Below are 24,907 nucleotides of genomic sequence, written 5' to 3'. Positions count from 1 at the left end.
TCCGTGAAGGGTATCCAGCGCGCGACGCCGGTCGCGGCCGCGGAGCGGCCGGCGCGTCAGCGCCGAGCGCGCCGATCGCCGCGCACGCCAGTGCGCGAGCCATCGAGCGGAACGCCCGCGCGGCGGGAGCAATCGCGATCCGAGCTCCGCGAGCGTCGCGATTGCGACGGGGGGGGGATATCATCCCGCGCGTGTTCTGCTTCGGCATCGAGGCGCTCGAGGAGGACCCCGCCGCCGTCGAAGGGGCGCGCGCGGCGCTCCTCTCGCACCCCGCGGGAGTCACCGCGACGGGCGAGGCCTCATGGCAGGTCCTTCGCCGGATCCCCGGGACCCGGCTCGTCCGCCTCTTCGGACCGGAGCACGGGATCGACGGAAGCGCCCAGGACATGGCGGCCGTCGCCGACGCCGTGCACCCCGGCACCGGGCTGGCGGTCCGCTCTCTCTACGGCTCGACGTTCGAGACGCTCTCGCCGAAGCCTTCGGACCTCGAAGGGATCGACGTTCTCGTGTGCGACCTGCAGGACGTCGGCTCGCGCTACTACACGTTCGTCTGGACGATCTGCCTCGCGATCGACGCCGCGGCGCGCGCGGGAGTCCGCGTGGTCGTGTGCGACCGGCCCAACCCGATCGGGGAACGCGTGGAGGGGGAGCCGCAGTCGCCCGACCATACTTCGTTCGTCGGGTGGCGGCGCGTGCCGGTCCGGCACGGACGGACCGTCGGCGAGCTCGCCCGGCAGTACCAGGCCGAGGCCCGGCCGGAAGCGGACCTGACCGTCGTCCCGATGCGCGCGTGGGGAAGGCGCCGGGCATGGCCGGCCGGCGTGCCGTGGGTATCGCCTTCGCCCAACATGCCTTCGCTTTCGACCGCGCTCGTGTACCCGGGCGGGTGCCTGTTCGAGGCGACGAACCTCTCGGAGGGACGCGGCACGACGCGCCCGTTCGAGCAGGTCGGAGCGCCGTATCTCGACGCAGGGCGGCTCGCCGGCGCGATGTCGGAGCTCGGCCTTCCCGGCGTGCGGTTCCGGGCCGTCCACTTCCGGCCGCAATTCCACAAGCACGCCGGCGAGACCTGCCACGGCGTCTTCCAGGACGTGACCGACCCGGACGTCTACCGCCCGTACGAGACGGGCCTCCGCATCGTCGAGCAAGCCGCCCGCCAGGCGCCGCGCGAGTTCCGCTGGCGGGCCGACCCGTACGAGTTCGAGGACCGGCCCGCGATCGACCTCCTGACGGGATCGTCCGAGTTCCGGGAACGGCTCGAGGCGCGCGAGGACCTCGCTCCGTTCTACGCGAGGCAGCAGGACGTCGCGCCGTTCTCCCCGGAGAGCCGGCTCTACTCGGATTCGTGGCCCGTCGCGGTCGGGATCTCGGGGGCACACGATTCCGGGAAGACGACCGTTCTCGAGAAGCTCCTGCCGCTGCTCCGCGCGCGCGGGATGTGCGTGGGGACCATCAAGCACACCCCCCACGAGGTCTACGACGACCTGCCCGGAAAGGATTCGGCGAGGCATGTCGCGGCGGGCGGAGATCCCGCGGCGTTCGTCCGCCCGTCCGCTTCGACGATCCGTCGGCGCGAGTCGATCGACCTGCGGCGGATCCTCGACCGGGACTTCGGGGAGTGCGATCTCGTGCTGGTCGAAGGCTACAAGTCGCTCCCGATGCTCCGGATCGAGGTCGGCCGCGCCGGGGAGCGGACGGTCGAGTTCGCCGGACGGGACTTCTCGCGCGAACTGGGCGCGCTCGCCGGGGAGCTGATGAAGGCCGCCCGGTTCGCCTCTTGAAGCCTCGCGCGGTCGTCTTCGACCTCGACGGGACCCTGATCGACGGCTACGACGCGATCCACGACGCGCTCGGCTATGCGATGACCGGTCTCGGCCTTCCCGTCCCCGGCCGCGCGAGCGTTCGAGCGATGGTCGGCCACGGGCTCGAGAGCCTTCTCGAGCAGGCGGCCGGCACGGAGCTCGCGGCCGAGGGCGTCCGCCTCTTCCGCGCGCGCTACCCGGAGGTCGCCGTCAGCGGCTCGCGCCTCCTTCCCGGCGTCGAGGCGGCGCTCATGCGGCTCGAGGCGGCCGGGTTCGCGCTCGCGCTCGCGTCGAACAAGCCGCCGCGGTTCTCCCGGATGATTCTCGAGGCGAAGGGAATCGCGTCGTGTTTCGCCGCGATCGCCGGACCCGACGACGCGCACCCGCCCAAGCCCGATCCGGCGATGCTCCGCTCGCTCCTCTCCGCCATGGGCGCCGGGGCGGCCGAGACCGTCTGCGTCGGCGACATGGAGGTGGACGTCGCTTTCGCGCGGGCGGGAGGTTGCCGGGCGATCGTGCTTCCGACGGGATCCCGCTCCGAGGAGTACCTGCGGGAGGCGGGGGCCGACGCGATGATCGCCTCCCTCGACGAGCTCCCGGGAGCGCTCGAGCGCTTCGTTTGACAGGACCGGCGGCAGAAGGAAGAATCGATTCCATGAGCGACAAACCGCCGTTTGCCGGGACGATCAGGTTCTTCCTCCCCGGTCCCGTGTGGGTCCGCCCCGAGGTGCTCGCGGCGCTCTCCAAACCGATGATCGGACACCGCGGGAAGTCGTATGCCGATCTCCAGGAGCGGATCGAGCGCCGCATGCCGATGGTGTTCGACACGACGAACTTCGTGCTGCTCGCGACGTCGTCGGCGACGGGCCTCATGGAGGCCGGCCTGCAGAACGCGGCCCCGTCGCGCGTGCTCTCGGTCACCGTCGGCGCGTTCTCGGAGCGCTGGAACAAGATCGCGACCGACAACGGCTTCGAAGCGGACCGGCTCGCGTTCGCGTGGGGCGAGGCGGCCGACCCCGACCGCCTCCGGAAGGCGCTCGCCGAAAAGAAGTACGACGCGGTGACGGTCGTCCACAACGAGACGTCGACGGGAGTGATCTCCCCGCTCGCGGAGATCGCGCGCGTCGTACGCGAGAACTCGGACGCGTTTCTCCTCGTCGACGCGGTCACGTCGCTCGCGGGCGCTCCGGTCCGGACCGACGAGTGGGGGCTCGACCTCGTCCTCGCGGGCTCGCAGAAGGCGCTCGCGCTCCCGCCGGGCCTCGCCGTCGGCGCGGTGTCGAAGCGGCTCCTCGAGCGGTCGCGCTCGGCCGGCGTCCGCTCGCACTACTTCCGATTCTCGGAATACGAGGAGTTCTCGAAGAAGCACCACACGCCGACGACGCCGTCGATCCCGCACCTGTACGCCCTCGACGTCCAGCTCGACTTCCTCGAGCGCGAGACGATGGCCGCGCGGTTCGAGCGCCACCGGGCTCTCCGCGAAATGGTCGCCCGCTGGGCGCAGAAGAGCGGTTGCGCGTTCTTCGCCGCGCGCGAATCCGACCGTTCGCCCACGGTCTCCTGCCTGCGGCCGCCCGCCGGGGTTTCCGCGGAGAAGCTCAAGAACAACCTCTCGGCGGCCGGGTGGACGATCGGCGGCGGCTACGGGAAGCTCAAGAGCGAGACGTTCCGGATCGCCCACATGGGCGACATCGACGCGGATTCGCTCGAAAACCTCCTGGCGGCGATCGACGCCGCGATGCCGGACAGCCGCGGTTGAGCCGGATCGTCGTCGCGGAGAAGATCTCTCCGGGCGGGATCGATCGGCTCCGCGGCGACGGCCACGAGATCGTCGACGCGGTGGGCTGGCCGCGCGTGAAGCTCCTCGCCGCGCTCGGCGAGGCGGACGTCCTGCTCGTCCGGAGCGGAACGAAAGTGGACGCCGAGCTTCTCGCCGCCGCGCCCCGGCTCTCGATCGTCGGCCGCGCGGGCGTGGGAGTCGACAACGTCGACATGCCGGCGGCGACGAAACGGGGCGTCCTCGTCATCAATTCCCCGACCGGCAACGTCGTCTCCGCCGTCGAGCACACGTTCGCCCTGCTGCTGGCGCTGCTGCGGCGCATCGTCCCCGCGGCGGCGTCTCTCGCGGCGGGGAAGTGGGAGCGCTCGAAGTTCGTCGGGATGGAGCTCGAGGGAAAGGTCGTCGGGATCGTCGGCGTCGGGCAGGTCGGGTCGCGGGTCGCGAGCCGCGCGCAGGCGTTCGGCGCGTCGGTCGTCGGTTACGACCCCTTCCTTCCTCCCGAGAAGGCGCGCGAGATCGGCGTCGACCTCGTCGAGCTCGAGACGCTGCTGGCGCGCGCCGACGTCGTGACGCTGCACGCGACGGCGACGGAGTCGGCGAAGAAGATGATCGACGCCCGCGCGCTCGCGGCGATGAAGCCCGGAGCCTTCCTCGTCAACGTGGCGCGGGGGAGCCTCGTCGACCTCGACGCTCTCGACGCCGCGCTCGCCGCGGGGCGGCTCGGCGGCGCGGCCCTCGACGTGTTCGACCCGGAGCCGCCGGACGTCGCGCATCCGATTTTCCAGCGGCCCAACGTCCTGGCGACGCCGCATCTCGGCGCCTCGACGCAGGAGGCGCAGGAGCGCGTCGCCGCGCAGACCGTCGACGCCGTGCGCGACGCCCTCGCCGGGGCGGCCTACGTCCCCGCCGTCAACCTTCCGTTCCGGAAGCTCTCCGATCCCGCGGGCGCGGCGGCCTGGATGGACCTCGCCGAACGCGCCACGCGGTTCCTTCGGGGCATCGCCGACGGCCTCGTTCGGGGCATCGCGGTGGACGCGTGGAACCTTCCGGCCGAGTTCCTCCGACCGGCGGCGCTCGCGGCGGTCAAGGGCGCCCTCTCCGGGTCGTCGCCCGAGACGGTGAATCTCGTCAACGCTCTTTCGGCCGCGCGGGACCGGGGGATATCGATCGCGGAGACGTCCCACGAGGAGAAGGGGGACTACGCCGCGCTGCTCCGCGTGACCCTGGACGTCGGCGGGCGCGTCCGGTCCGTCGAAGGGACGATCTTCGGCCGCGGCGACGCGCGGCTCGTCTCGGTGGACGGCCGGCCGGTCGAGTTCCGCCCGCGCGGCGTCGCGCTGTACGTCGAGAACGACGACGTTCCGGGCGTCGTGGGGCTCGTCGGAACGATCCTCGGGAAAGCGGGGATCAACATCGGCGAGCTCGCGCTGTCCCGCGGCGAACCCGCCGGGGGCGCGGTGTCGGTGCTGTCGGTCGACACGGTCCCGCCCCCCGACGCGGTCGTCGCGCTCGAGCGCGCCGGGCCGATCCGCGCGGTCCGCGTCGTCGAGTGGTGAGGACGCGGGTCGCCGTCGTTTTCGGCGGCGCCTCGGCCGAGCGAGAGGTGTCGATCGTGTCGGCGCGGACGATCGTGGCCGGATTCCCGCCCGATCGGTACGAGACCGTGCCGATCGCGATCGACCCCTCGGGAAACTTCCGCGACGACGCGGACTCGCGGGCGATCCTCCGCGGCGGCTTCGGCGCCGCTCCGGGCGCCTCGGTGCGGCTCCCCGCCGGACGGTTCGACGGGATCGACCTCGCGTTCCCGATCGTCCACGGGGAAACCGGCGAGGACGGGACCCTCCAGGGGTTCTTCGAGACGCTCGGGATTCCGTACGCGGGGTCCGACGTCGCCGGATCGGCGCTCGGGATGAACAAGGCCGCGTTCAAGGCGAGGATGCGCGACGCCGGGCTTCCGGTCGCCCGCTCGATCGCCGTCGAGCGGAGCGAATGGTCGGGGAGCGCGTCATCGGTCGCGGAGGCCGCGGCGCGGCGCCTCCCGCTTCCCGTCTTCGTCAAGCCGTCCGCCGGAGGGTCCTCGCTCGGCGTGACGAAAGTGAAGGAGTGGGAAGGGCTCGGAAGCGCGGTCGAGGAGGCGTTCGCCTACGACCGCACGGTCCTGCTGGAGGAGGGGATCGACGCGCGCGAGGTCGAGTGCGGCGTGCTCGGCAACGACGAACCGGGCGCTTCGGGATGCGGCGAGATCGTACCCGGCCGGGAGTTTTACGACTACGACGACAAGTACCTGAGCGACGGCGCCCGGCTTCTCATTCCGGCGCCCCTTCCGCCCCGCGTGGCGGAGGAGGTGCGCTCCCTCGCCGTGCGCGCCTTCATGATCGCCGGGTGTTCCGGCTTCGCCCGCGCCGACTTCTTCGTGGAGAAATCGACCGGCCGCGTCCTGGTGAACGAGCTCAATACGCTGCCCGGATTCACGTCCATCTCGATGTACCCGAAGCTCTGGGAGCGCGCCGGCGTGCCCCTGGGAGAGCTGCTCGACCGGATCGCGCAGCTGGGTTTCGAGCGTCAGGACGCGCGCGTGCGCGCCGCGGCCGCGCGGCCCGCTCCTCCGAAACTCGGTTGAGGCGCGGGCTTTCGCGGCGGAGCGACGACGGGTCACTCTCCCGGGCGGCGTTGACACCCGCGGTTCCCCCCTCTTAGAATTCTCGGATCCTGTAGGACCACAACCGGAAACAAGACAATGAGCGAACGCGCCGACAACATTCCCAAGCTGAGCCGTCTCGGCCGGTTCGAGATCCTGAGCGAGCTCGGCAAGGGAGCCATGGGCGTCGTCTACCTCGCCAAGGACCCCTCGATCGGGCGGCTGGTCGCGATCAAGACGATCCGAGCGTCCGCGGGAGACGAGGACGATTCCGAGTCGCGGGAATTCCGGGAGCGGTTCATGCGCGAGGCGCAGACCGCCGGGATCCTATCGCATCCGAACATCGTCACGATCTACGACGTCGGTGAGGACAAGGACAGCGGCGTCTCGTTCATCGCGATGGAGTACATCGAGGGGAAGACGATCAAGGCGCTCCTCGTCGACCGGGCCGGCTTCGCGCCCGACCAGATCGCCGACATCATCGGGCAGGTCGCCGAGGCGCTCGACTACGCGCACCGCAAGGGGATCATCCACCGCGACGTCAAGCCGGCGAACATCATGATCACGACGGACGGGAAGGTGAAGATCACCGACTTCGGCATCGCGAAGGTGGCGTCTTCGAACCTGACGACGACCGGCCAGTTCCTCGGCACGCCGAACTACATGTCGCCGGAGCAGGTCACCGGCGCGCCCGTCGACGGGCGCAGCGACATCTTCTCCCTCGGCGTCGTGCTCTACGAGATGCTCTCCCGCAAGAAGCCGTTCTCCGGGGAGAACCTGACGACCATTTCCTACAAGATCGTCCACGAGAACTACGCGCCGATCGCCGACCCGTCGAAGAACATCCCCGGGGAGTTCGACGCGATCCTCTCGAAGGCGCTCGCCAAGGACCCCTGGAACCGCTTCCAGAGAGGGAAAGACCTCGCGCTCGCGCTCTACCAGGCCAAGGCGCGGTTCGAGGAACAGGCGATCTTCCAGGACCTCGGCACGATGGTCTCTTCCGCCGAGAATCTCCCGACGCTCAAGCTCGAGAACCTCGAGGACGTCGCCCGGCAGGGCGCGGCCGAGGCGTCGGGCGGCGCGAGGCCGGGCGTGGATCACGACGAGACTCACCCTTCCTCGCCGCACGTCCCGATCGAGACGAATCCGCTCGGAGAGGCTCCGGCAGCCGCGGCCGCTCCGCCCGAGGGTGTCCCCGCGGAAGCTGCGGCCCTCTCGGCGCCCGCTCCCGCGGCTCCGCCGGCCGGCCCGTCGGTCTGGCACGCCGCCGTCAACCCGAAATACTGGTGGGGAATCGTCGGTCTCGCCGTGATCGCCGTCGCCGCCGTCGTGATCGGGCTGAAGCTCCGGATCCCGAAGGCCGAGCCGGCGAAGGCGGCCGACGAGATCAACCGCGTTCAACTCGCGCTCGAGCAGCAGTTCGCCTCGGGCCGGGACCTGTACCAGAAGGGTCGCTATGCCGACAGCCTCGCGATCTTTCGCGCGATCCTCCAGAAGGATCCCTCGATGAAGGCCGCGCGCCAGTACAGCCAGATGGCGGAGGAGGGCCTGCGCAACGAGGAGTCGAAGAAGGCCGATCAGGCCAAGGCCGCTCTCGTCGCGGCCCACATCCAGAACGGCCGGACGGCGCTCGAGCAGAAGAACTTCGACGCCGCCCTCTCCGAAGCGGAGGCCGCGTTGAACATCGACGCGCAGAACCCGGAGGCGGTGAAGTTGTCGGAAGACGCGCGGCGTTCGATCGCGAACGTCAAGCGCGCGGAGCTCAAGAAAGCGGAGAAGAAGAAGGCCCAGACCCTCGCGCGCGCCGGCCAGCCGCAGTCCCGGGGCGCCGCGGGCGGCGCGCCGGCGGCCGGAGCGGCCGCCCGGCCCGCGCCGGCGGCGGCCGGGCCCGCGACGATGCGCCTGACGTTCGCGAGCCCGATCCCGAAGGGATACCTGATGGTGGCCGTGAACGACTTGATCGTTTATCGGAAGAACTTCGACTTCGGAAAGAAGGACGGGGGGACCGTCTCGGACACGATCCATGTCGCGGCGGGCGCGGTGAGCGTGAAGGTGTGGCTGACGACGCCCGATCCGACGATCAAAGGGTATCAGCCCCTGACGGCGACGTTCGCGGGCGGCGACAGCCGTTCGCTCACATTGACGCTCCAGGGGAAGAAGTTCTCGGCGAAAATTTCCTGACATCCCGAATTTTCAAGGAGGAAATCGCATGCGTAAACTGGGTGTGATCACGCTTCTCGTCGCGGCGCTCGCCGCCCCGGCCGCGCTCCAGGCGAAATCGAAGGACAGCCCCGGACCCGACAAGGAGTTCCTCGGCGTCGACACGCACAAGGGGAAGTACCTCGACCAGGAGTACGTGGCCGACGGCGTCAACCTCTCGGGCAAGACGATCCACGTGTATCCGTTCGAGCTCAAGGGAGAGCGCCCGGACAAGGAGAAAGGCGATCTCTCGTGGAAGGAGCTCCCCGACTTCATCCAGTCGTCGATCGTCGACAACTCGGCCGATCGCTCCGGCGGCGCGATCAAGCTCTCGAAGACCTCCGGTTCCTACTCGCTGCGCGGGCAGGTCACCGAGTTCCGCCCGCCGTCGGCCGCCGCCTCCTGGGGCGGCTGGATCGGCCAGGCGGCCGGCTCGGGGACGATCGTGTTCGACTTCAAGATCGAGGATCCCTCCGGCAAGGTCGTGGTGGCCGCCCACCACAAGCTGCTCGCGCAGGCGAGCGACTCGCTCCGGCGGCGGATGGAGAACGTCGCGGGGGACGAGATCGGCCATTTCCTCGCATCACTCTCGAAATAAAGCGCTTGCCGCCTCGGAAGGGCCCGCCTCGGCGGGCCCTTCGCGTTGCACGGCCGGGCCGCCGATGGTAGCCTTTGACCGGGCGGACGAGTCCGCGGGAGGAGAAGAATCTCGGAAAGCTCGCAAACCGTGACGATTCCCGAGAGCGGCGTCTCCTCTCTCTTCGGGCGGCTCGACGAAAACCTTCGCGCGATCGAGGACGCGTTCGGTGTGCGTCTGAAGGCGCGCGGCACCGAGATCTCCGTCGCCGGGGAGGGGCCCGCCGTCCCGGTGGTGCAGCGCATGCTGGCCGAGCTCTCGGAGCTGCTCCAGCAAGGGCACGCGCTGCAGAAGTCCGACGTCCTGACCGCGATCGCCGTGGTGAAGGAGGACCCCGACGCCTCGCTCGTCGACTTCTTCTCGCACGACTACCTCGGACCCACGCTCCGCGCCGTCGTCTCGCCGCGCAACGTCAAGCAGCGGCAGTACCTCAAGACCGTGGCGGAGCGCGACGTCGTTTTCGCCATCGGCCCGGCCGGCACCGGGAAGACCTATCTCGCCGTCGCGATGGCGGCGGCGGCGCTGCTCGAGCGCAAGATCAAGCGGATCGTCCTCTGCCGTCCGGCCGTCGAAGCGGGGGAGCGTCTCGGGTTCCTGCCGGGCGACATGGTCGAGAAGGTGAACCCGTATCTCCGTCCTCTCTACGACGCGCTGTACGACATCCTCGGGTACGAGAAGACCGGGAAGATGCTCGAGCGCGGCGTCATCGAGGTCGCGCCGATCGCGTTCATGCGCGGCCGGACCCTGAACGACGCGTTCATCATCCTCGACGAGGCCCAGAACACGACCTCCGAGCAGATGAAGATGTTCCTCACGCGCATCGGCTTCTTCTCGAAGGCGGTCATCACGGGGGACGTCACGCAGGTCGACCTGCCGCAGGGGAAGGCCTCCGGGCTCCGCGAAGCGCGCCGGATCCTCTCGGACGTTCCCGAGATCGGTTTCGTCACGTTCGACGAGCGCGACGTCGTCCGGCACCCGATCGTCCAGAGGATCGTCGCCGCCTACGACGCGGAGGACCGCGGCCGAGAGGTCCCGCCGTCCGGCCCGGGGCGCTGACGTGGACCGCCCTCCTCCCGCGGGCTTCTTCGCCCGCCTGATCCGCCGCACCGAACGTTCCTCCGCCGAGCCGCGGAGCTGGCGGGACCACGTCGGGCTCTGGATGGCGCTCTACGTCCTCGTCACGACCGCCGCGTTCTCGCCCGGGATCTCGTTCCGGACGGCGAAGCTGCGGGCGGGCGCGATCGCCGACCGCGATTTCGTCGCTCCCCGCGATTTCATCCTCCCGGATCCCGAGGCGACGGACCGGAAGCGCACCGAGGCGGCCGCCGGGGTGCTGCCCGTCTACGATCGCGACGTCCAGTCGGCCGCGCACCTGGAAGAGGCGATTCGCCGAATCTTCGAGAGCGCGCGGGGGATCGAGCGGGACTTTCCGCCCGGGAAGACGCCGGCCGCCGCGCTCCGTGACGCGTTCCCCGTTCCGGTCGGCGACGGTGCGCTGCGCGCGATGGCGAACGTCCACTTTTCGCCCGATCTCGAATCGCGCCTGATCTCGGCCGAGACGCGCCTCTATCGCGCCGGGGTCGTGGACAACAAGGAGCTCCTCCTCCAGCACCGCGACCGCGGCGTTCTCGTGCGCGACTCGACCGGAGGAGGGGAGCGCCCGACCGTGGACCTCTTTTCGACGGTCGAGTACGGCAACGACTTGAAGTCGGCGATCGCCTCCGATCTCGGCGGCGTCCGGCTGTCGCCGGCCGAAGCGCGCGAGGTGGCGGGGTTCCTCGCGTCGATGATGCGCCCGAATCTCACGTACAACGCCGCGGAATCGATCCATCGCCGCCAGCTCGCGATGAGCCAGGTGGAGAGCGTCCTGATCAAGGTGCCGCGCGGCGAGGTGCTCGTCCGGCGCGGCGACCTCATCAGCCCCCGCTCGGCGCGGATCCTCGCGGCGGTCAACCCGTCGGTTTCCCGGCCGGAATCGTGGTCGAAGCTCGTGGGCGTCCTTCTTCTCCAGCTCCTCGCCGTGTTCGTGTTCTGGATCGACAGCCAGACGCGCCTGGCCGCCTCGCGGCGCCAGTCGCCGCCGCTGCTGGCGCTGCTCGCCGTCGGGATCGTCTTCGCGCTCATCGTCCGGGGGACGTTCGCGGTCACCCAATCGCTGGCTTCGAACTTCTCCTCCGACGCGCTCTCGTCGGACTCCTTCGCGATTCCTTTCGCGGCGGGGCCGATTCTCGCCGTTCTCGTGGTCGGCGCCGGGCCGGGGCCCGCGGTGCTCTTCGCCGCCGTGCAGGCGGCCTCGATCGGCGTGCTGATGGGGATGAACTTCCCCTTCGCGCTCTACGCCCTCGCCGGCTCGCTCGCGGGGATCTACGGGATGAAGCGGCTCGGGTCGCGGAGCGTCCTCTTCGCCCTGGGCGGGATCGTGGCCGCGGCCAACGTCGCGGCCGTCGGGATCGGCCACGCGCTCGCCGCGGACGCGAACAGCCTCTGGGCGGATTCCGCGGCGGCCGTCGTCGGCGGGCTCTTCGTCGCCGGCCTCGTCGCGTTCCTGCTCCCCGTCTTCGAGAATCTCTTCCACGTCACGACCGACATCCGTCTGCTCGAGCTGTCCAACCAGAACCTTCCGCTCCTCCGGACGCTCGCGTTCGAAGCGCCGGGAACCTACCAGCACTCGCTGACGGTGGGACATCTCGCGGAAGCGGCCTCGGAGGCGATCGGGGAGAACCCGCTGCTGGCCCGGGTCTGCGCGTACTACCACGACATCGGGAAAACGCGGATGCCCGATTATTTCATCGAGAACCAGCCGCGCGGCTTCAACCGGCACGACAGGCTCGAGCCTTCGATGAGCGCGCTGATCATCGCGTCGCACGTGAAGGAAGGAGCCGAGCTCGCCCGCAAGTCTCGCCTGCCGGGCCCGATCCTCTCCGGCATCCGGGAGCACCACGGGACGAAGCTGATCCGGTACTTCTACCAGAAAGCCCTGTCGAAGGTGGAGCCGGGCTCGCCGTCGGTCCTCGAGTCGGATTACCGCTATCCCGGGCCGAAGCCCTCGAACCGCGTGAACGGGATCCTGATGATCGCCGACGCCGTGGAGGCGGCGTCGCGCACGATCGCGGAGCCGACCCCGGCCAAGATTGCGGCGATGGTCCGGGCGATCTCGAACGACTGCCTGCGCGACGGGCAGTTCGACGAGTGCGACCTGACGATTCGCGACCTGTCCGCGATCAACGACGCGCTGGTCCGGACGGTCACGACGATGTTCCACCACCGCATCGACTACCCGGGCTTCGACTTCAACCGGGAGGCGGGGGAGGTGGGGCGGCCGCGGCGCTCGACCGGGGGCGTCCGCCTGAACGCGAAATGACCGTGGATTTCCGGGCGACCGTCCGGGCGCCGGGATGTCCGTCCGCGGCGGCGCGGCGTTTCCTCAACCGCGCGCTCGCGCTCGCCGGCGGGACGGCCGAGGAGATCTCCGTCGTGATCTGCGGCGACGGCCGGATGCGCGGGCTGAACCGCCGCTACCGCGGAAAGGACCGGACGACGGACGTGCTCTCGTTTCCGTCGGGAACGGCGGACGGGTTCCTGGGCGACCTGGTCGTCTCCGCCCCCGAGGCGCGGCGCCAGGCTCGTGCATCCGGGGTGCCTCTTCGCGCGGCGATCGAGAGGCTCCTCCTCCACGGACTCCTGCATCTGCTCGGATACGACCACGAGACGGACCACGGCGAGATGAACGCCCTGGAGGCGAAGCTGCGGCGGCGGCTGTCGATCCCGGCATGATCGCGCTCGCGCTCGCCGCCCTCTGCTTCCTGCTGTTCCTCACGCTGGAGCTCTTCGCCCAGTCGCTCGAGCGGCTCTCGCCGATCAAGCTCCGCAGCCTCGTCGAGGAGGAGCCGAAGAAGCTGCGGATGCTGTCGGGCAAGGGGCAGGCCGCGGCGATGAAGGTCTCCCTGCGCGTCGTCATCCAGATCCTGCTCCTCGCCGGGTTCTGGGCCCTCATCCGCGGGCTGGCCGCGCTCGCCGTTCCGGCCCCGTACATCTGGGGCGCGGCGGTCTTCTTCGTCGGCTGGCTCGCGGCCGAAGCTCTCCTTCTCCGGATCGTGGCGGCGGCCTCCGCCGAGACGCTGCTGACGCGCCTCGACCCGATCCTCTCGGCGCTCTCGTGGCTGATCGCGCCGATCGCCTGGCCGATTCGCGTCCTCTTTCGCCGTCGTGCCGCGGACGGCGAGGGCCCGGCTTCCGAGGAGGACATCCAGGCGTACATCGACGTGGGCCGCGAGGAGGGAATCCTCGAGCGCGACGAGGAGAAGCTCCTGATGTCGATCGTGGACTTCGGGGACACGATGGTGAAGGAAGTCATGACGCCGCGCACCGACATCGCGGCGGTCGACGAAGCGTCGCCGCTCGACCGCGTCGCGGACCTCTTCATCGACACGAAGTACTCGCGTCTGCCGATCTACCGCGGGACCGTCGACCAGATCGTCGGGATCGCGCACGTGAAGGACGTCTTCGAGGCGGTCCGGCGCGGCGGCCGCACCCGACTGGCGGAGGTCGCGCGCCCGGTGGCGTTCGTCCCGGAGACGAAGAAGACGGCCGAGCTCCTCCGGGAATTCCAGCGCCGCCGCCTCGCGATGGCGATCGTCGTGGACGAGTACGGAAGCGTCTCCGGCCTCGTGACGATCGAGGACCTCCTCGAGGAGATCGTCGGGGAGATCTCCGACGAGCACGAGGACGAGCGCGACTCCGTCCTGAAGCTCGCCGACGGGGCGTACTCGATCTCGGGCCGGGCGCACGTGGACGTCCTGGAGGAGGTCTTCGGCCACGGCCCGAAGGAGGAGGAGTACGACACGCTCGGCGGCTACCTGACGGCTCGCCTCGGAAGAGTCCCGCGGGTCGGCGAGACGCGGGAGGAGGACGGCCTGCGGTTCACCGTGGAGGAAGGGGATCGCCGCCGGGTGCTCCGCGTCCGGGTCGAGGCGGTCGCGCCGACTGCGGAAGGAGAGGAAGAGAGCGCCGGTCCGCCGGCGTCCCCCGCGGGCGAACCCGGCGAGACGGCGCGAAGCGGGCGCCGGTGAGCGGGGAGGCCGCCCCGTTCCGCTCCGGGACGGTCGCGGTCGTCGGCCGTCCGAACGCGGGCAAGTCGACGCTCGTCAACCGCCTCGTCGGAGAGAAGGTCGCGATCGTCTCGGACAAACCGCAGACGACGCGGCGGCGCTGGATCGGCGTCGTCCACCGCCCCGGCTTCCAGGCGGTGCTCGTCGACACGCCCGGGATCCACCGGCCCGAGCACCGCATGAACGCGGCGATGGTCCGCGACGCCGTCGACGCGCTCGAGGGGTGCGACGCCGTGCTGTGGGTCGTCGACGCCTCGGCGCGCCGCGGACCCGGGGACCGGCGGATCGCCGACATGCTCCGCGCGCGGGGCGTTCCGGCGGTCCTCGCCCTCAACAAGGTGGACCGGCTCGCCAAGCCCGCCCTCCTTCCGCAGCTCCAGGAGCTCTCCGGCCTGGGGGATTTCGCCGCGCTCGTGCCCGTCTCCGCGATCACGGGCGACGGAGTCGAGGCGCTCCTCGACGAGCTCGGCCGGCTCCTGCCCGAGGGGCCGCCGCTCTTTCCCGCGGGCGAGACGGCGCCCGGAGGGCTCGCCGAGAAGATCGCCGAGCAGATTCGCGAGCCCGCGCTCGAGCTCACGCGCGAAGAGGTGCCCTTCTCGCTCGCGGTCGTCGTCGACGAGCTCCGCCGGGACGAGGAAAAGGACCTGACCGTCGTCGAAGCGACGCTCTACGTCGAGCGCGAGGGACAGAAGGGGATTCTCGTCGGAAAGGGGGGCGCCATGATCCGCGAGATCGGCTCGCGCGCCCGGGCGCTCTGCGAGGAGCGCTTCGGGGGGAAGTTCTTCCTCGACCTCCGGGTCCGCACCCGCGAGGACTGGCGCGAGGACGACGGGTTTCTCTCACGCATCGTCAACCCGGAGGTCTGAGGGAGCAGACGCGGCGATGCATCGAGCCGGCCGGGCGCGTGCCCGGCGCGGGAGCTGGCTCGGGGACCGGGGGCGCGTGACGGCCGCGCGGCTCGCGGAACGAGCGGCTCGACCGCGCCCGCCGTCACCCCGCAACGCCCTCGCTCCCGCTCCCGCATCGCGGAGCTTTCGCCTCGGTGGCTCGCGCACTCGCGTGCGTGGCGATCGACGCGCGCGGCGGAGTGCGCGCCGGCCGCTTCGCGGCTGAGCCTTCGGCTCCGCGCTGGATACCCTTCGGCGAAAGCTCTCCGCGATGCGAAGGCCCGAATTCCTGCCGAGGGCATCGGTCATCCTGAGCGAAGCGAAGGATCTGCCGTCGGCGGCGTCGTTCCCCTTCCGCTTCGCGACTCGTCGACTCGCGACCCGCTGAGTTGAGTCTCCTCCCGGCGGTCGCGGCGCGAGACCCGGAACCCGCCCCTTCGACGTTAGGAGTAGTACCCCGATATGGTCCTGGCGATGGGATTCTTCGTCGCCGAGTTAAGCGGCGCGGAGCACTTCAACTCGGCGACTGCCACTTCCAACGGCGGCCTTCTAGCTGTAATAACCCGAAATGGTGCGCGCGGTGAGATTCCTGGGCGCCGAGTTAAGCGGCGCGGAGCGTCCGCTTCAACTCGGCGACTGCCGCTTCCAACGGCGGCCTTCTAGCTGTAATAACCCGAAATGGTGCGCGCGGTGAGATTCTTCGGCGTGACCTTCACGTCCACCTTTCGCCACTTGTTGTCGGGGTTCGGATTGGTGGAGTAGTAGGTCAGGAGATACTGGGTCCGCAGCTCGTTGTTGATCTGCTGGTAGACGCTCTTGAGACTCTTCGTGCTGTCGACGTAGAACGTCGTCCCGCCGGAAGCCTCGGCGAGGCGGTTGAGCTTCGATTTGACCTCGAGCTCGGCCTTCGAGACGTTCAAACCGATCCCGTAGACCGCCACGCCCGCCTTTTTCACGTAGTCGAGGAGGGTGTCGAAGTCGTACTTCGAGGTCGTGTCTTTCCCGTCGGTGAGGACGACGAGGGCTTTCTTCCCCTTCACGCCCGAGAACTGGTAGAGCGCGTACACGATCGCGTCGTAGAGCGCGGTCGATCCCTCCGCGCGGAGGCCGGCGAAGGAGCGGTCCAGCCGCTCCCGGTTTCCCGTGAGGCGGCAGAGCGTGTAGGGCGAATCGTCGAACGACATCGTGAAGCCGCGATCCTTCTCGCCGATCGTCTGATCGATGAACTCGAGGGCGGCTTTCTCGGCGTCCGGAAGGTTCTCGATCATCGAGGCCGAGGTGTCGATCGCGACGCCGACGGTCAGCGGCAGGTTCGTCACGTGCTCGAACTGAGCGACGGTCTGGGGTTTCCCGTCCTCGAAGATCTGGAAGTTCGCCTGGGTCAGGCCGTCCACCGGACGGTTCCCCTGGGTGACCGTCGTGTAGAGCTCGACGGCGTCGACGTTGACCTCGCTGATGTACGGCGGCGCGTTGACGTAGCGGACGTCCTCCGCCACGAGGCCGTCGTCGAGCGTGCCGACGACGCGCACGTAACCGAGCGATCCGCTCTTCCGGAACGGGACCACCTGCTGCCACGGCGGCTGGTAGAGGGTCGCGACCTTCGTCTCGTTCGAATAGAACTCCATCTTCGCGATCGAGCGTCCCTCGGGCGCGGTCGCGTCGGCGACGACCGCCGTCGGCCCGGAAGCGTTGGTGCCTCGCCGCGGAGAGAGAATCTTCACGCGGAAGGACTCGCTTCCCTCGTTGACGTGGAGCTCGTCCTCGCCGACGGAACGTCCGCCCGCGTCGTAGGCGACGACGCGGATCTCGTGCCGCCGCGGGAGCGGCCCGAGGTTGAGGTCGGCCTGAAACGGCCCCTTCGTGCGGGTCAGCATCTTCGTGCCGTCGAGGTAGAAGTCGACGGCCACGATCCCTTCGGCGGCTTTCGTCTCGAACCGCTGGAGACCCGTGAGGATTTCGCGGACGGGAGGGAGGATGGAGATCGACGACGGGCGGAAGTCGGCCGGGGGTGCCTCGCTCTTGCGGGCGGCCGCGGCCGCGGCGAGGACCGGCGGCGGCGCCTGAGGCTGCTCGGGGACCCGGAGGGCTTCGGCGAAGCGTCCTTCCGCCTTCCGGTTCGCATCGGCGGCCTTCACCCGGATCTCGTAGTCGCCCGGATACAGATAGCGGCGCAGCGTCAGCGGCAGCTGGTCGCCCGAGACCTCGTCGACCGGGATGTCGAACCGGTACTTGAAATTGTCGAGCATCCGGTCGTTCTGCACGATCTCGCCCACGACGTCGACGTCGTAGAATTTCTGGTCGCCCAGGTCTCTCAGGGCGAGGTCCTTCCGCGGAAGGAGGAGCGACACGTCGCATGCGATCTTGCTGTCGCGCTCTTCGGGAAAGATCACGCTCTTCTCGATCGGGAGGGGCGCGGCGGCGGCGGAGACCTGCGTCGTGAGCCCGAGGAAGCGGTCGATCCCCTCCGTCTCGACGGGCGGCCGGGCGAACATCTTCTCCGCCTCGGCCATGCCCGATATGCCGGGGCCGAGGATGGTCGTCGTATACGAGATCGCCTCCTGCAGATTCTGCGCGTCGAAGCAGCTCTGTTCCGCCTCGCGCATGTCCACGGCGATCGAGTTCAGCCCGAGCTTCTGTATGCCGTCGATCGGCAGCCAGAGCTTCCAGTCGCCCATCCCGTACGCCTTGTAGAAGACCAGGTAGACCTTGTTCTTCAGCGCCTCGAGCCGCTCGTAGTACCAGATCTGGATCGGAACGAAGACCTCCGGGCAGTTGACCGGAATCAGGGCATCGGGAGGCCCGTTCAGGATGTAGACCTTCGCGGCATCGGATCCCAGGTTCTTGAAGTGCTCCTTGGCGTACTCGACCCGCGCGCGGAACACTTCGCGAAAATTCGTCCGGATGCCGTCCTTGTCGACCGACCGCCGCCGCCAGAACTCCTCGATGAACTTGTCCCGCTCCACGTCGTCGCCGACCTGGAGGAAGACGTCCCGCTCCCGTTCGGTGATGATGAGGCTCACATCGTCGAGCCATTCCCGATACCGCTCGGGGAGCTTCGACTCGAGCTGTTTCCGGTCGGCCCGGGAGAGCTTCCGCGAGGCGGGGGCGGGGGGCTCCGCCCGGGCGGCCGGGACGGCAGTGGGCGCCGGAGAGCCGACGAACCGCGAGCGCCATCGGCTCCAGTCTCCTTCCGGGGGCGGAGGGAACACGGCGAGCTTCTCGACGCGGAGCGCCTCGCCGAGGTCGCCGCGGTCTTCCATCGAAATCAGGACCGGCCACAGGACGTTGCATTCATCCTTGCAGGTCACCATCGTCGCCTGCGGCCCGCAGCGTGCGCCGTAGAGGCTCTCGAGCTCACGCCTCCCGGACGCCGCGTCCGGAGTCTGGTGGCTGATGGTCGGGCTCAGCAGGACGTCCGGTCCCAGGATCGGGGACCAGAGCTTCAGCGGGCCGCTCTCGAAGTCGCGGTAGAAGACGAGTTTTTCCGGAGTGCCCATCCTCGTGGCGGGCTCCATCGTCCAGATCTCGATCGGTCGGAAGTCGTTCGGGCAATCCAGGGTGTAGACGTCGGCGGGCGCTCCCAGCGCGAGGACGATTCGCCCGGCGTCGGTTTTCCAGCCGCCGTATTTCTCGTTTGCGGCCTCGAGGCGCTCCGTGTACAGATTCTTGAATCCGGGGCCGAACGGCGGACGCAACCCGTCCCGTTCGCGGATGGCCCAGAACTCGTCGCGGAAGGACGTCCGTTCGGCGGGACTCGCCAGACCGAGATAGAGCTTCTTCTCGTCGGCCGTGAGGAGCGGCGCGACGATCTCCGTCGCCCATTCGCGCTCCTCCTTCGACATCGGAGCGGGCGTCACCGACTCGTTGCGCGGCGGCTCCTCGGCGGCGCGGACCGCCCGCGTTGCGCCGGCGGCAACGCCGACCGCGAGGGTGAGAAGAGCGATCCTCCGCCGGTTCATGCGCTTCACTTTGCCATCGATCCTAACCTCCGGGAAGCTCGGGCCATTCCGACTTTCTCCTCTCTTCAGGATCCCCGGATCGGCCGATGCGGAGCCGGCCTAGAATCGGCGCGATGATCTACGCCGACTACAACGCGACGACCCCGGTCGATTCCCGGGTGAAGGCCGCGATGGAGCCCTTCCTGGATGAAATCTGGGGAAATCCGTCGTCGGTGCACTCGGCGGGCCGCCGCGCGAGACGGGCGGTCGAGGAAGCGCGCGAGCAGGTCGCCCTCCTCCTCGGGGCTTCCGAGCCGGAAGAGGTCGTGTTCACGTCGGGGGGCACCGAAGCCGACGCGATCGCCCTCTACTCGGCCCGGGCGTCGGCCCGCCGCGTCGTCGCCGTGTCCTCCGTCGAGCACCCGGCCGTCTCGGAGCCCGCCCGCGCTCTCGAGCGGGAGGGTTTCGAGCGCCGGGTCCTGCCGGTCCTTCCGTCCGGTGAGATCGACCTCGGCGCCGCAGAACGGTGGATCGACGACCGCGTCGCGCTCGTCTCGGTCATGGCGGCCAACAACGAGTACGGTGGAATCTTCCCGGTCGCGATCCTCGCCGGCCGGGCGCGGAATGCCGGCGCGCTCTTCCACACGGACGCGGTCGCGGCGGCCGGTAAGATCGACGTCGGCGCCGCGAGCGGCGCCGACCTGATCTCGGTCTCGGCTCACAAGATCGGCGGGCCGAAAGGAACCGGAGCGCTGTGGGTGCGTCGGGGCGTGGAGCTGCCGGCGCTCTTTCCCGGCGGCGGCCAGGAGCGCCGGCGCCGGGGCGGCACGGAGAACGTCGCCGGGATCGCGGGTTTCGGGGAAGCCGCGCGGCTGTGCCGCGAGGAGTCGGCCCACGAGCGGGAGAGAGTCGCCGGCCTCCGCGACGCATTCGAGGAGGCTCTGGGGCGCGAATGGCCTGCCGTGCGCATCTGGGGAAAGGCGGCGCTCCGGGTCGGGAACACTTCCGCGGCGGCATTTCCGGGCCGCTCCGGCGAAGGGATCGCGATCGCCCTCGATCTCGACGGAATCGCCGTTTCGGTCGGATCGGCCTGCTCGTCCGGTTCGGTCGCCCCGTCGGCGGCGATTCTCGCGCTCGGCGCCTCGTCGGAGGAAGCGAGGAGCACGGTCCGGTTTTCGTTCGGCCCGGGCAACGATCTCGCTCAGGTCGAGGCCGTCGTTTCCGCGCTCCGACGGATCCTCCGCACGGATCGATCTTGATCGCCGGCGCCGGCCGGTGGCAAAATGGCGCCATCCATGAATTCACCGGAGGTCTCGGGGGACGGGGGAGCGCGTTGATCGTCTCCTGTCCGGCGTGTGCGGCAAAGTACCGCTACGAGGAAGCGCGCTTCGGGGGGAAGCCGGCGAAGAAGATCCGCTGCACGAAATGCGAGACGATCTTCGAAATCGCGAACCCGGCGGCGCCGGACCCGCCCCCGTCTCCGGCGCCGGCGGCGGCCTCCGGCTTCCGCGCCGATGCGCCGATCAACCCGCCGCCGCTCGTCGGCACCGAGACGACCTTCACGCGGCGTCCGGAGGCGTTCGACCACCGGAAACACGCGGGAGAGTCGACCCGCGCACACGCGAAGGCGGCGCCGCACCCGGCGGCTCTCCGGCTCCCCGCCGGCAAGAAACTGTCTCTCGCCGTGATCTCGGGCCCCGACGCGGGAAAGACGTTTGCGATCGAGAAACCCCGCGTCGTCGTCGGACGCGCGGGGTCCGACATCGTCCTCTCGGACGCGGAGATCTCCCGCTCGCACGCGGCGATCGAGGTCGAGGACGACTCGGTGACGGTTTTCGACCTGGAGTCCACGAACGGCACCTACTTCGGGGGGGAGCGCGTCGAATCTGCACCGCTCGACCAGTACGGAGAGTTCGAGGTGGGCGGGAGCACGTTGATGCTCATCGTCACGGAGTCCGCCTAGGAGCTGCCGGCCGATCGATGCATCGAGCCGGACGGGCGCGTGCCGTCCGCGAGACCCTGCGACATACGCCGCCGGTATGCCTCGGGATCTCTCGACCGGCCCACATCCCGTCGGGCTCGCGCCTCGCCCGGCCTCGTCGGTATTCGGAACGACAGGTCTCGTTCTCGTTTTCCCGCCCGCGCAGGTCGTCGGGGCGCGGTCAGACGCGGGCGAGACGGGATGCGGGCCCGGCCACCGTGTCCCGAGGCGTACGGGGCGTACGTCGACGGCGCGGTGGCCGGGCCCGCGCCCGTATTCGCTCGATGTATGGCCGCGCTACCATAGGCAAATGCGGATTGCGGTGGCGATGTCCGGCGGCGTCGATTCCTCCGTCGCCGCCCTGCTCCTGAAGGAGGCGGGGCACGAGGTGGTGGGGCTCTCGATGCAGCTCTGGGATCACTCCTCCGAGGCGGGGAGGAGCGGGCGGTGCTGCACGCTGGACGACCTCGGCGACGCGCGCCGGGTCGCATGGAGGCTCGACATTCCGCATTACGTGCTCGACCTCGAGGAGGAGTTCCGGCGCACGGTCGTCGAGCCGTTCGTCCGTTCGTACGCGCGGGGGTCGACGCCGATTCCCTGCTCGCGCTGCAACACCCACGTGAAGTTCGCCGCTCTGGCCCGGCGGGCGTCGGAGTTCGGCTGCGAGGCCGTCGCCACGGGGCACTACGCGAGGACCGGGATCGATTCCTCGGGCCGCCCCGTGCTGCGCAGGGGCGCGGACGCGGCGAAGGACCAGTCGTACTTCCTCTGGGACCTGGGCCGGGAGCCGCTCTCCCGCGCACTCTTTCCGGTCGGGCATCTCACGAAGGACCGGGTCCGCGCCATGGCGCGCCGCGCCGGGCTTCCGACCGCCGAAAAAGCGGAATCGATGGAGATCTGCTTCGTGCCGGCCACGCAGAGCGCCGCGTCCTTCGTCGAGCGGCAGGCGCCGGCGATGGGGATCGCGCTCCCGACGCACGGCCGGTTCGTCGCGGAAGGCGGCGGGGCGATCGGGGAGCACGGCGGCGTCCATCGCTTCACGGTCGGGCAGCGGCGCGGACTCGGCGCCGCGTTCGGGGAGCGCCGGTACGTCACCGCGATCGACGCGGCGACGGGAGACGTGCGCCTCGGGTCGCGGGAGGATTTGCTGGCGCTGGAGGCGGAAGTCGGCGAGGTGCGATGGACGTCGATCGACCCTCCGGAGAGTCCCGTCGAGGCTTCCGTCCGGGTTCGCCATCGGGGACGCGAAGTCGCGGCGACCGTCGTGCCCGCCCGAGAGGATCGCGCGCGAATTCTCTTCCACGAGGAGATCTCGGCGATCGCTCCGGGGCAGGCGGCCGTGTTCTACGACGGGGATGTGGTGCTCGGAGGCGGAACGCTCACTCGTTAACGGGCGCGGACCATACGCGCCGTTATACGGGTCCGGGGTGCCTGCCGGCGGCTCGACGTACGTCTCAGTACGCCTTCGCCTCCGGCAGACACCCCGGACCCGTCTTCCAGACGTCTGGCCGCGCCTCGTCATTGCATCAACTGAACGGCCTTGCAGAGGGGGCGGCACGCGCCCGTCCGGCTCGATGTATCCGCCTTCGCCAAGGCTTCGGCGGGACAGGTCGCCGCGCGGGCCACTAGTTGGTCGGCGCGTCGGCGGGCGGCATCGGAGTCGCCACCTCCGGGATCGGCCCGAACTGCTGTTCGTAGAGCGCGATGTTCTGCGCGAGCGCCTTGAGCAGCTGCTTGGCGTGGACGGGCGTCGTCAGGATCCGCGACAGGATCTTCACGTCGGGGCGGCCGGGGACGATCCGGCCGAAGTCGACGACGAATTCCGTCGGGTTGTGGAGAATGTTGGCGAAGTTCACGTAGTGACCCGCGGAGGTCGGCTCGTCGATCGTCATCTTCAGCTCGACCGGTTTTTGATCGTTCATGCGGAGCTCCCGCCCGAGTCTAGCAGGCTCGTGCGCCTATAATCGGCCGACGCGGGAGGAAAACCGATGGGATTCGCGCTCTTGTTCATGGTCCTCGCCCAGGTCCACACGACCACGCCCCCTTCGCAGCCGACCCTCCCGTCTCCGCAGGAGCGCGCGATGCAGGCGATGCGGGTCACCGATTCGATGGCGTCGGGGGACGCGCACTACCTCCATCGCTCCGACGGGCGGCACGGTGAAATCGCGGATCCGCGCGAGATCGACGCGGCGCTCGACGACTATGCGGCGGCGATCCGGAAGAGCCGAAGCAACGCCGACGCGAAGTGGAAATATCTCCGCGCCACGTATTTCAAGGCGGAATATACCGGCCTCGGCGCTTCCCAGAAAGCGGCGCTGTACGAACGGGCGATGCCGATCGCCGATGACGCGATCGCGGCGCAGCGCGAGCGGGCGGCCGCGAAGGCGGGCGGACGGGCGTCGTCGCTGGAGCCGGCCGACGTCGGCAAGGCGCTCGCCGGAGACGCGACCGCGGGAGAGACGTTCTTCTGGACCGCGGTGACGTGGGGGCAGTGGTCGCTCGTGCACGGGAAGATGTCGGCGGTCCGCCAGGGGGCCGCGGCGAAGATCCGGGATGACGCGCGAACCGTCATCGCGATCGCCCCGAACCTCGAAGAGGCCGGAGGCTACCGCGTGCTCGGACGCCTCCACGCGGTCTCGCCGAAGGTCATCTTCTTCACCGGGTGGATCGACCGGGAGGAGGCGATCAAGAACCTGCGCGAGGCGGTCCGCCTCGCTCCCGACAACCTCGTGAACAAGGTGTTCCTGGCCGAGGCGATCCACGAGTACTCGGAGGACCGCGCCCCCGCGGTCGACCTGCTGAAGGCGGTTCTCGCGGCGACGCCGCATCCGGATCACCTCGTCGAGGACCTGAAGGTGCAGGGCGATGCGCAACGGGATCTCCAGGCCTGGGGCGCCTTGTAGGGGCGGCCGCGGATCATACATCGAGCGGAGAGGTGCGCGGGCCGGGCCGCCGCGCCCTCGACGTACGCCCCGGTACGGCTCGGGACGCGCCGACCCCGCCCGCATCCCGTCTCGCTCGCGTCTGACCGCGCCTCACCGTGTCCGGCCGAGAGGCACCGTTGGACAGTCGTTCGCCCGCTCGTCACCTCTCCCGGCGGGAGAGGGAGGCGTTCAGCTCTTTCAGGAGCTGGCGGGCGGTCTTCCCGAGCAGCGGGTGCCGCCAGCGCGGCGCGATCGCCGCGAGCGGCTCGAGGGCGAATCGGCGCCGGTGGAGCCGCGGGTGGGGGAGCGTGAGCTGCGGGGAGGAAGCCACCTCGCCCCGCACGTCGAGGAGGTCGATGTCGATCGTGCGCGGCCCGTTCCGGAAGGTCGGCGTTCGGCCGCCCCGACGCTCGACGCGCTTGACGGCGGCAAGGAGATCGGCCGCCGGCATCGCCGTCCGGATCTCGGCGACGGCGTTCAGGAAGGGGCGCTGCGCGGAGTAGCCTTCGGGCTCGGTCTCGAAGAAAGGGGAAACGCGGACCACCGAAGCGATCGCTCCGATCTCGCGCAGGGCGAGCCGCAGGTGGGCGAATCGGTTCCCGAGATTGCTTCCGAGGCCGAGGAAGGTCGCCCGCTCAGAAGTCTTCTTCTTCCTCGCGTTCGTGGGTCTCGAGGGGAGGCTCTTCGTCTTCGAACTCTTCCTCCGGATACCCGGCGTGGTCGATCGACTCTTCCTCTTCCTCGTGGCCATGGTCTTCGAAATCGCTCACCTCGTCGGGCGCGACGACGATCGGCGCCATCCGCCGCGGCCGCGGCGCCGCCGAGGCCGATTCGTCCGCGCCGCGCGCATCGCGCTGGTTGGCGCCGCACTTCGGGCACACGGCTTCGGGTTTGCCGAGGTCGTAGAACTTCGCCCGGCAATTGAAGCATTCGAATTTTTTTCCGAGATTTGGCATCCCACCCCCGAAGCGGGCCGAACGTATCACCCGACCCCGGGGCCGTCAAGGACGCGG

The 24,907-nt window shown here is 69.7% G+C and carries 20 protein-coding genes; 16 read left to right on the top strand and 4 right to left on the bottom strand.

Going from position 1 to position 24,907, the window contains the following annotated elements; genetic code table 11:
* Nucleotides 1–191: 191 nt before the first annotated feature.
* The 12 genes from mobB (at nucleotide 192) to era (ending at nucleotide 15,030) form a co-directional block, all read left to right on the top strand.
* Nucleotides 192–1,781 (top strand): molybdopterin-guanine dinucleotide biosynthesis protein B, encoded by a 1,590-nt coding sequence (gene mobB / locus VKH46_03565; GenBank protein HKB69894.1) that lies wholly within the window; start codon nucleotides 192–194, stop codon nucleotides 1,779–1,781.
* Nucleotides 1,778–2,425, top strand: a complete 648-nt coding sequence (locus VKH46_03560) for an HAD family hydrolase (protein ID HKB69893.1) — start codon at nucleotides 1,778–1,780, stop codon at nucleotides 2,423–2,425. Before mobB ends, VKH46_03560 begins: the two co-directional genes overlap by 4 nt.
* 32 nt (nucleotides 2,426–2,457) lie before the next feature.
* Entirely contained in the window at nucleotides 2,458–3,561 is a 1,104-nt protein-coding gene (locus VKH46_03555) for an alanine--glyoxylate aminotransferase family protein (GenBank protein ID HKB69892.1), read from the top strand.
* A complete protein-coding gene (gene serA, locus VKH46_03550; GenBank protein HKB69891.1) occupies nucleotides 3,558–5,138 on the top strand; it encodes a phosphoglycerate dehydrogenase in 1,581 nt (526 codons plus the stop codon). Before VKH46_03555 ends, serA begins: the two co-directional genes overlap by 4 nt.
* Nucleotides 5,135–6,202 (top strand): D-alanine--D-alanine ligase family protein, encoded by a 1,068-nt coding sequence (locus VKH46_03545; GenBank protein ID HKB69890.1) that lies wholly within the window; start codon nucleotides 5,135–5,137, stop codon nucleotides 6,200–6,202. The genes serA and VKH46_03545 overlap by 4 nt, the downstream gene beginning before the upstream one ends.
* A 117-nt stretch (nucleotides 6,203–6,319) precedes the next feature.
* Nucleotides 6,320–8,401, top strand: coding sequence for a protein kinase (locus VKH46_03540; protein ID HKB69889.1), 2,082 nt, complete (start codon nucleotides 6,320–6,322; stop codon nucleotides 8,399–8,401).
* 28 nt (nucleotides 8,402–8,429) lie between these two features.
* On the top strand, nucleotides 8,430–9,017 hold the full coding sequence (locus tag VKH46_03535) for a hypothetical protein (protein HKB69888.1): 588 nt from the start codon (nucleotides 8,430–8,432) through the stop codon (nucleotides 9,015–9,017).
* A gap of 129 nt (nucleotides 9,018–9,146) precedes the next feature.
* Nucleotides 9,147–10,112, top strand: coding sequence for a PhoH family protein (locus tag VKH46_03530; protein ID HKB69887.1), 966 nt, complete (start codon nucleotides 9,147–9,149; stop codon nucleotides 10,110–10,112).
* A 1-nt stretch (nucleotide 10,113) separates the two neighbouring features.
* A complete protein-coding gene (locus VKH46_03525; GenBank protein ID HKB69886.1) occupies nucleotides 10,114–12,417 on the top strand; it encodes an HDIG domain-containing protein in 2,304 nt (767 codons plus the stop codon).
* Nucleotides 12,414–12,830 (top strand): rRNA maturation RNase YbeY, encoded by a 417-nt coding sequence (gene ybeY / locus VKH46_03520; protein HKB69885.1) that lies wholly within the window; start codon nucleotides 12,414–12,416, stop codon nucleotides 12,828–12,830. The genes VKH46_03525 and ybeY overlap by 4 nt, the downstream gene beginning before the upstream one ends.
* The gene (locus VKH46_03515; GenBank protein HKB69884.1) at nucleotides 12,827–14,125 is read left to right on the top strand and encodes a hemolysin family protein; all 1,299 of its coding nucleotides are present in this window, start codon (nucleotides 12,827–12,829) and stop codon (nucleotides 14,123–14,125) included. The genes ybeY and VKH46_03515 overlap by 4 nt, the downstream gene beginning before the upstream one ends.
* Entirely contained in the window at nucleotides 14,122–15,030 is a 909-nt protein-coding gene (gene era / locus VKH46_03510; GenBank protein ID HKB69883.1) for a GTPase Era, read from the top strand. Before VKH46_03515 ends, era begins: the two co-directional genes overlap by 4 nt.
* A gap of 680 nt (nucleotides 15,031–15,710) precedes the next feature.
* Here the strand turns inward: era and VKH46_03505 are convergent.
* Nucleotides 15,711–19,010, bottom strand: coding sequence for a VWA domain-containing protein (locus VKH46_03505; GenBank protein HKB69882.1), 3,300 nt, complete (start codon nucleotides 19,008–19,010; stop codon nucleotides 15,711–15,713).
* A 113-nt stretch (nucleotides 19,011–19,123) separates the two neighbouring features.
* Here VKH46_03505 and VKH46_03500 point away from each other — a divergent pair, with 113 nt between their 5' ends.
* The 3 genes from VKH46_03500 to mnmA all read left to right on the top strand — a co-directional run bounded on the left by VKH46_03500 (nucleotide 19,124) and on the right by mnmA (nucleotide 22,360).
* Nucleotides 19,124–20,248 (top strand): cysteine desulfurase family protein, encoded by a 1,125-nt coding sequence (locus VKH46_03500; GenBank protein ID HKB69881.1) that lies wholly within the window; start codon nucleotides 19,124–19,126, stop codon nucleotides 20,246–20,248.
* Nucleotides 20,245–20,952, top strand: coding sequence for an FHA domain-containing protein (locus tag VKH46_03495; GenBank protein ID HKB69880.1), 708 nt, complete (start codon nucleotides 20,245–20,247; stop codon nucleotides 20,950–20,952). The genes VKH46_03500 and VKH46_03495 overlap by 4 nt, the downstream gene beginning before the upstream one ends.
* Before the next feature lie 328 nt (nucleotides 20,953–21,280).
* Nucleotides 21,281–22,360, top strand: a complete 1,080-nt coding sequence (gene mnmA, locus VKH46_03490) for a tRNA 2-thiouridine(34) synthase MnmA (GenBank protein HKB69879.1) — start codon at nucleotides 21,281–21,283, stop codon at nucleotides 22,358–22,360.
* Nucleotides 22,361–22,595: 235 nt separating this feature from the next.
* Here mnmA and VKH46_03485 read toward each other — a convergent pair whose 3' ends face one another.
* Entirely contained in the window at nucleotides 22,596–22,892 is a 297-nt protein-coding gene (locus VKH46_03485; GenBank protein HKB69878.1) for a DUF3467 domain-containing protein, read from the bottom strand.
* A 66-nt stretch (nucleotides 22,893–22,958) separates the two neighbouring features.
* Between VKH46_03485 and VKH46_03480 the strand changes: the two genes are divergently transcribed.
* Nucleotides 22,959–23,873, top strand: a complete 915-nt coding sequence (locus VKH46_03480) for a hypothetical protein (GenBank protein ID HKB69877.1) — start codon at nucleotides 22,959–22,961, stop codon at nucleotides 23,871–23,873.
* 181 nt (nucleotides 23,874–24,054) lie between these two features.
* Here VKH46_03480 and folK read toward each other — a convergent pair whose 3' ends face one another.
* A complete protein-coding gene (folK, locus tag VKH46_03475) occupies nucleotides 24,055–24,645 on the bottom strand; it encodes a 2-amino-4-hydroxy-6-hydroxymethyldihydropteridine diphosphokinase (GenBank protein HKB69876.1) in 591 nt (196 codons plus the stop codon).
* On the bottom strand, nucleotides 24,530–24,850 hold the full coding sequence (locus VKH46_03470; protein HKB69875.1) for an FYDLN acid domain-containing protein: 321 nt from the start codon (nucleotides 24,848–24,850) through the stop codon (nucleotides 24,530–24,532). The genes folK and VKH46_03470 overlap by 116 nt, the downstream gene beginning before the upstream one ends.
* Nucleotides 24,851–24,907: the final 57 nt, after the last annotated feature.

Source organism: Thermoanaerobaculia bacterium, from assembly GCA_035260525.1.
Classification (GTDB): Bacteria; Acidobacteriota; Thermoanaerobaculia; order UBA5066; family DATFVB01; genus DATFVB01.
This window is presented reverse-complemented; position numbering and strand designations above follow the sequence as displayed.

Bases quoted from the DNA above. Each gene is read 5' to 3' on its own strand.
- VKH46_03555 (HKB69892.1), top strand. From the start codon at position 2,458: ATGAGCGACAAACCGCCGTTTGCCGGGACGATCAGGTTCTTCCTCCCC.
- VKH46_03540 (HKB69889.1), top strand. From the start codon at position 6,320: ATGAGCGAACGCGCCGACAACATTCCCAAGCTGAGCCGTCTCGGCCGG.
- VKH46_03535 (HKB69888.1), top strand. From the start codon at position 8,430: ATGCGTAAACTGGGTGTGATCACGCTTCTCGTCGCGGCGCTCGCCGCC.
- ybeY (HKB69885.1), top strand. From the start codon at position 12,414: ATGACCGTGGATTTCCGGGCGACCGTCCGGGCGCCGGGATGTCCGTCC.
- VKH46_03515 (HKB69884.1), top strand. From the start codon at position 12,827: ATGATCGCGCTCGCGCTCGCCGCCCTCTGCTTCCTGCTGTTCCTCACG.
- VKH46_03505 (HKB69882.1), bottom strand. From the start codon at position 19,010: ATGAACCGGCGGAGGATCGCTCTTCTCACCCTCGCGGTCGGCGTTGCC.
- VKH46_03500 (HKB69881.1), top strand. From the start codon at position 19,124: ATGATCTACGCCGACTACAACGCGACGACCCCGGTCGATTCCCGGGTG.
- mnmA (HKB69879.1), top strand. From the start codon at position 21,281: ATGCGGATTGCGGTGGCGATGTCCGGCGGCGTCGATTCCTCCGTCGCC.
- VKH46_03485 (HKB69878.1), bottom strand. From the start codon at position 22,892: ATGAACGATCAAAAACCGGTCGAGCTGAAGATGACGATCGACGAGCCG.
- VKH46_03480 (HKB69877.1), top strand. From the start codon at position 22,959: ATGGGATTCGCGCTCTTGTTCATGGTCCTCGCCCAGGTCCACACGACC.
- folK (HKB69876.1), bottom strand. From the start codon at position 24,645: ATGGCCACGAGGAAGAGGAAGAGTCGATCGACCACGCCGGGTATCCGG.
- VKH46_03470 (HKB69875.1), bottom strand. From the start codon at position 24,850: ATGCCAAATCTCGGAAAAAAATTCGAATGCTTCAATTGCCGGGCGAAG.